At 52.3% G+C, this 6,163-nt stretch carries 6 protein-coding genes; 4 read left to right on the forward strand and 2 right to left on the reverse strand.

Going from position 1 to position 6,163, the window contains the following annotated elements; all coding sequences use genetic code 11:
* Positions 1–173: 173 nt before the first annotated feature.
* The gene (locus TL5118_RS08065; RefSeq protein ID WP_179945285.1) at positions 174–602 is read right to left on the reverse strand and encodes a hypothetical protein; all 429 of its coding nucleotides are present in this window, start codon (positions 600–602) and stop codon (positions 174–176) included.
* Positions 603–628: 26 nt separating this feature from the next.
* Between TL5118_RS08065 and TL5118_RS08070 the strand changes: the two genes are divergently transcribed.
* Genes TL5118_RS08070 through TL5118_RS08085 form a run of 4 tightly spaced genes read left to right on the forward strand, consistent with a single transcriptional unit; the run spans position 629 to position 4,672 of the window.
* Positions 629–1,735, forward strand: a complete 1,107-nt coding sequence (locus TL5118_RS08070) for an alpha/beta fold hydrolase (protein WP_058243651.1) — start codon at positions 629–631, stop codon at positions 1,733–1,735.
* Entirely contained in the window at positions 1,732–3,216 is a 1,485-nt protein-coding gene (locus TL5118_RS08075; RefSeq protein WP_058243650.1) for an FAD-binding oxidoreductase, read from the forward strand. The genes TL5118_RS08070 and TL5118_RS08075 overlap by 4 nt, the downstream gene beginning before the upstream one ends.
* On the forward strand, positions 3,213–3,623 hold the full coding sequence (locus TL5118_RS08080) for a DUF4383 domain-containing protein (protein ID WP_058243649.1): 411 nt from the start codon (positions 3,213–3,215) through the stop codon (positions 3,621–3,623). The genes TL5118_RS08075 and TL5118_RS08080 overlap by 4 nt, the downstream gene beginning before the upstream one ends.
* Complete coding sequence (locus TL5118_RS08085; protein ID WP_058243648.1) at positions 3,620–4,672, forward strand: hypothetical protein; 1,053 nt, start codon at positions 3,620–3,622, stop codon at positions 4,670–4,672. The genes TL5118_RS08080 and TL5118_RS08085 overlap by 4 nt, the downstream gene beginning before the upstream one ends.
* A 778-nt stretch (positions 4,673–5,450) precedes the next feature.
* On the opposite strand, the gene TL5118_RS20905 is transcribed toward TL5118_RS08085, so the two are convergent.
* A partial coding sequence (locus TL5118_RS20905) for an AAA family ATPase (protein WP_082638145.1) occupies positions 5,451–6,163 on the reverse strand: 713 nt, incomplete at its 5' end.

The following is a 6,163-nucleotide window of genomic DNA, read 5'->3' on the forward strand; positions in this document are numbered from 1 at the left end:
CCTCCTCATGCGCCAAGTAATCCCACCCCGTCGGCGTGCGAACATGGGCGGCATGAGGTTCGGACATGAGTTCCCCATCATCCTCCTGCCAAACCGAAGTCCTCAAAATGACCGAAGGATGCTCAATACCGCTGGCGCCGCTGGTCTTTTTCTCCAACTTGGAGACACGTCCGCTAAGCCGCATGGCCTTGCTCCAACGCTATAACGCGTGCTTCCAGCTCCGAGAGTTCAAGCGTTCGGCGATAGGTCTCAATCAATGACATGACATGAGCGCCCTCCGATGGCGTTAGCTCTCCGTCTGACACAGCAGCCAGAACAGACGCCGCTGCTTTGGCTGCATCCTCCGCTGAACTCATCTCAGGCAGCGCAAACTGAACAGGCGCATCTTTGCGAACCGGAGCGATCCGCTCAAGGCACAGACGGAGAGCCACTGTATCCCCTCCTAGAGCGGCCTCTATGGCTTTCCTCATCAAAGCCTCGGCTTCACCATCGAGCAGGCTGAGAGAAGCCATTGTGGCTTTTTGGCGCGTGCCCAAATGGGCCAAAATCAACGAAAAGCTCGAAAAGCGCGCTTGCGGAACCCTCAAAATCAACGATCTCATCGACAACGCCGCCGTCAGAGTTGAAAATGCCCACCAAAACGGTCAAACTCGTCACAACACGACGTTACTTGGGAAATATCGGTTTAGACAAAGAGACCGACCTAGGGGCAAGTTTTATGATCGCGGTAGCTAAAATTCTTCTCAAGTATCTTGTGCGTATTTGCGCCATCATGTTCGCAGCGCTCTTGGTGGCGCTTGTCTATTTCAATTGGGCTGCGGCAAATCGAGAGGTGACGGGATTTGGCAAAAATCTCCCGGCTGATGGGTATTTGCTTCCAACTGGCGATGGTAAGTTTTTTCTAATCGACACCAACACTGAGGCAGAAAAACAGTTGTTGTTTGCTCATGGAACCGGAGCGTGGTCTGCGCTTTGGCGGCCAACATTAGAGACAGCCGCAACTCAAGGGTATCGTGCGACTGCGTTCGATTTACCTCCTTTTGGCTGGAGTGAACATGCAAGCGACAGGATCTATACTCGCGCACGGCAGGCCGAACGGATCATCGCGCTTCTTGAGGAGCTTGGCACACGGCCAATAGTTGTGACGCATTCGTTCGGAGCGGGACCAATGGCGGAAGCAGTTTTATTGCGGCCCGACCTGGTATCCGGAATGATTGTGGTGAATGGGGCTATTGGCTTGGGAAGCCACAAGGATCCAAATCTTCTTCCGTTTCCGCTTCGAAGTGAAATATTGCGGCAATACATAACGGCTGCCACGGCTTCTAATCCATTACTAACGAAGAGTTTCTTACGAAGTTTCATTCACATTAAAGAAGCAAGCTCACCGGAAATCGTAACAGTTTTACAAATTCCGATGGTTCGAGTGGGGTACACAAAAGCTGTGACCGACTGGATGCCAAATTTGTTTCGATCACCGGCCCAGGCGCTTAGTACTAGAGAAGAGAATTGGCGCAGCCTAGAGATCCCCATAGTCTTCATCTGGGGGCGAGAGGACACCGTGACACCGTTATCACAGGGTGAAGAGCTTGTTCGCCTTGTTAATGGGGCTGATTTGTTAGTTTTGGACGGGGTGGGCCACGTTCCTCAAATCGAGGCCCCTGAGGCATTTCAAACAAATCTACTTAAAGCTTTAAATTTGATACAACAGGCGAACAATAATGAGGGTGAGAGATGAAAAAATTGACACGCCGCGCGACCCTGTTGGGAGCAGGAGGAGCCATCGGATGGGGGCTTTCAGATTTGTTGAGAGCGGATCTTCCAACATATGCGGGTGCCAATCGGATCATACCGCCCACCGGTGAAAAGATATTGAACGATGCAAGCGGATTGTCGGCGACTCCGATCCACAAGCACCAGCGCTTTTCGGAAAGTGATCAAGCTTTGGTTGACCGAATTCGCGGTGAATTAAAAGAAGCGCGCGCGGCTGGACGGCCGCTGAATGTTGGCGCGGCCAGGCATTCCATGGGGGCGCAAGCGATCCCGCGCGATGGCACCGCGATCACCTTTGAAAACTCGGGTGTAGAGATCGACAGTTCCAGCCAAAGTTATCACGCGCATGCAGGAGCACGATGGTCTGACGTGATTGCTGCGCTCGACCCAAAAGGATGGTCTCCCAAAGTTATGCAGTCCAACAACGACTTTGGTTTGGCTGCAACTTATTCGGTGAACGCACACGGGTGGCCAGTGCCCTACGGGCCTATGGGGTCGACCGTTCGTTCGCTTCGGATGGTTTTGCCCTCAGGCGATTTGGTTACCTGTTCTCCGACAGAGAATGCTGATTTGTTCAACCTCGGAATGGGGGGGTATGGTCTGATCGGAGTTGTGGTCGATATGGAGGTGGAAATGGTCAAAAACTCCCGTCTGGTGCCGACTTTCGACTTGATGGACGCCAGTGAGTTTGCAGCCAGTTTCAAAAAGGCGATTGAAGACCCCGAAGTGACGATGGCCTACGGGCGATTGAATGTGGAAAGGGAAAGCTTTTTCCAAAAGGCACTATTGATCACCTATCGCGAAACTGACGACCAGGAGAACCTGCCTGCTGCAGCTGGGTCAGGGTGGATGGCCCATGCCGCCAGCCGTATTTACCGCGCGCAATTGGGGAATGAGGCACTAAAATCCTTTCGGTGGTGGAATGAAACCAGTGTAGGCCCAGCACTGGGCGGCGGCGAGGTGACCCGGAATTCGCTAATCAATGAACCGGTGGTTACACTGGACGATCGCAACCCGGATCGGACGGATATTCTGCATGAGCATTTTGTTGGATTTGATGCGTTTGACGGTTTCTTGGGTGCTTGTCGCGAGGTGATACCGGCTTCTTACCAGGAATTTCTGAATGTTACTTTGAGATATGTGGCGCAAGACGATCAATCGGTCTTGTCGTTCGCTAGAGTTCCACGGATTGCCGCAGTGATGTCATTCAGTCAGGAACTGACCCAACGAGGTGAAGCCGATCAAGCCCGGATGACGCGTGACTTGATTGATCGCATTGTAGATATTGGTGGCGCATACTACTTGCCGTACCGACCTCATGCGACGCTTGACCAACTGACCAAGGCCTATCCGCGGGCTGAAGAATTCTCAATAGCCAAGCGGGATCTGGATCCTGATCTGGTATTGAGGAACAATCTTTGGGACCAGTACTTGGGGCGGCTATGAATAACATACAGAAACTATGCTTTGGCTATTTTGGCGCGCTGATGCTTGCGGCGTCACTCAATTACATCCCTGGTTTGACGGATGAAAACGGGTTGGCTTTCGGCATCTTTGCCTTGGACATCTATGATGACGCTTTGCATGTTGCTTCGGCGCTCTGGGCGTTGGCGGCAGGAATACTGTCATACCGCGCTGCGCGCGCATTTTTGATTATTTTCGGGCTCGCCTATCTTGGTGATGGCATCTTTGGGATCTTTACGGGGTATGGGTTCTTGGATTTGGGGATATTTACAAACACCTCGCTTGGAACAGATTGGTCACTTCCGCGCTTTCTGGCGAATTTGCCCCATTTGGCGTTGGGCGGAGTTGCTGTTTGGGCAGGTTTTCGCAGCAGTGAAAGCAACGGGTGAAGCGGCTTTGGCGATATACCAAGCAATTGTTGTTGCTTGGGTTAGTCTTTGTCTTGGGCTTGTTGTCTCCAGTCGCTTATGTGGAAATCATGTGCCAAGGATCTGCAGCGCCAGAGCCGTATGAAGCCTTGCTCGCACCGGAATTTCATCGCGCTGAAACCAGAACTTTGATGACCTATCCGGAATGGGACATTGTGCATGCCTACGAAGATTATGCACAAGTTGTTGCTGGTGGAGATCCGCATGAGTTTAGGTTTGTTCGCGCGATTGGTGGCTATTGGACTTCGCTATGTGCTCTGAGCAGGGCATCGTCTGCTCTTGGAGAAATCGACGGCCCAACCAAACAGTTGGTTTATGTCATCGGGGTTAGTTTCACGGCTGAACTCTTGTTGAAGGCGGCCTATGAGGAAACGATTGGTCGTTTTTTTGCCGCGCTAAGGGGGAATGAGCGCGCGCCACTGGATGACTTGTCTGCAACTCACGCAAAGAACTATGCCGAGTTTTTACAACAGGTCCCCTGGTATAAATGGCAATTCCGTAAGGATCGTACCGAATTGAAAGCCAAGGCGACCACGGCTTGGCGAGACCGGGAAAGACGCTTTGCTTTGGGGGTCGAATATGGCGTCAAAGCCGCATACGCCGACGTCATCGCGGACGCTGTGGCGCAGGTTGGACAGGATGAATTGACACTGCGCATGATCATACGCGGTGTAGACAAGGCCGTGCTGGAGGCATCCGGGGAAGTCACCATACTGTCGGCTGGGGCAGAAGGTTTCGAGGTCGAAACACCACGCTACCGTGCTCTGACGCATCTTCTGCGGAATTGGGCCGCCGAAGGCGGGACCTTCGTCGAAATTGCGGGCAATGATGATATTCTCTTTACGGTGCTCGCCCAAGAGCCATCAATGGACGGCGCGATCTTCAGCAGGTTACGGCAAGGATTCGGTGACAGTCGCCATCTGGTTATGACAAAAGTGGTAAATTTGGCTGAAACGCTGCGCGCCATGCAGGACAGTGGTCAGCAATTGGAGCATATCCATGACTATTAGAGCAGTGTTTATGGCCGTCCCTTTCGTCCTAATGGGGTGGATCGGAGTTCTGACAGTGGTTGCTTTTGTAAGTGACGGAGCTCCAGCCTATGTGGTGTTGTTCCCCTCTCAAATTCTTCTTGAAAACATTCCGGAGAGTTCTTCGATCTTGGCGACTTCGATTGCATCTGTCACTCTGACCTCGGATGAAACTGGCTTCGCGCGTTTGTTGTACCGAAACGGAGCTTGGCTTGTCCTTCCGGCAGGTTTGCCGGGTTGCTTGCCGCAGCCCAAAGCCGGATAGGTTCTGCAGGCCTTGCAAATTTCCCTTAATGATAAAAAGCAATTAAGAACTCTTGCGCGATTTTGTTGGGGACAGCCAATCTTCCGAACCGTCAGGCCGCAGGTGAAAGTGGAGTCTTCAAAATGTTCTCTCGGTGTTTGCGGTCCACGAATAGGTGAAGTGGCCCCAGAAAACTGGACAGTTAGCTAAGCTGTATCCCAAACCTATGAAGGGATACGAAAATGGCGAAGCGCCGGAATTTTACAGATCAGTTTAAGGCCCAGGTGGTTTTGGAAGCACTCGGCTTCACCACTTGCAACTTGCCTGAATAGAAGCGCAAAATAGCCACCCGGCGTGGGTGAGTATTGGGGTTTCCCCGCCCCAAGGCGGGGTTCCAACCCCTTGGGGGTATAAGGGGGTTGGTAGGCGCATAGGTTGGAAGCAGGTTGGAAGCGCGTTGCCACCCCCGTTGGAAGAGGGTTGGAAGGCGTTTGGAAAGTCTCCATTTAACCACCTTCAAACCGTGGCTCGTGCAATATATTTGCGACGCTTGGAGGGTGGTCCATCCTCAACCACTTTGATTTTGTTGTCAGCGAAAAGCGTCTCCATTGCCGATGTTAAGGCGCGTTTTGTGCAGCTTTCTGCATCAGGGTGTTGAGCGAACACTTTCGGAGCATATGTCGAACTTGGACTCGCTGATACATTGCGGCCCTGTTTCGTAAATGCATCTAGCAGCTTCAAAAACACACGCTCTGCTTTTTGCCCTGCCGCAAGAGCATCAAGACCTGTAGGCTGATGTTGAACTTTGAAGACGCCTTCATCATAAACGAGCTGCAATTCAGCGCCTGTTCGGCCATAGTTGGCCTTTTTGTTGCTCAAAGTGCGAACATCTGGGTTGGGTTCAAAACGATGACCGCTGTCGCTCATAACAACTCTATCAAGGTATAGACGAGCGCGTACCGAGTTGTTCCAAGCAGTATTGCCACCTGATCCTGAACCAGAGCTCATGCCGGACATGCTCGGATGAGCTAGCAAAAGAACAGCACATTCTCCCCGGATAGCAAGTCCGCGCAGCAAGCCGATAAACTGTCTGGCTTGACTGCGATCGTTCTCATTCCCGGGGAACAAGTCTGCCAAGGTATCCAACACTATCAATGTGGGCTGGACGTCCAGCGTATCCGTCCGGTATCGGGGCGGTTTCAGGCTTTTTCGGGGCGCCAGTTCCATGG

The organism is Thalassovita autumnalis, from assembly GCF_001458255.1.
GTDB lineage: Bacteria > Pseudomonadota > Alphaproteobacteria > Rhodobacterales > Rhodobacteraceae > Thalassobius > Thalassobius autumnalis.

Excerpts from the sequence above, each read along its gene's own strand:
- TL5118_RS08070 (WP_058243651.1), top strand. The coding sequence starts at position 629 with ATGCCCACCAAAACGGTCAAACTCGTCACAACACGACGTTACTTGGGA.
- TL5118_RS08080 (WP_058243649.1), top strand. The coding sequence starts at position 3,213 with ATGAATAACATACAGAAACTATGCTTTGGCTATTTTGGCGCGCTGATG.
- TL5118_RS08065 (WP_179945285.1), bottom strand. The coding sequence starts at position 602 with ATGAGATCGTTGATTTTGAGGGTTCCGCAAGCGCGCTTTTCGAGCTTT.
- TL5118_RS08075 (WP_058243650.1), top strand. The coding sequence starts at position 1,732 with ATGAAAAAATTGACACGCCGCGCGACCCTGTTGGGAGCAGGAGGAGCC.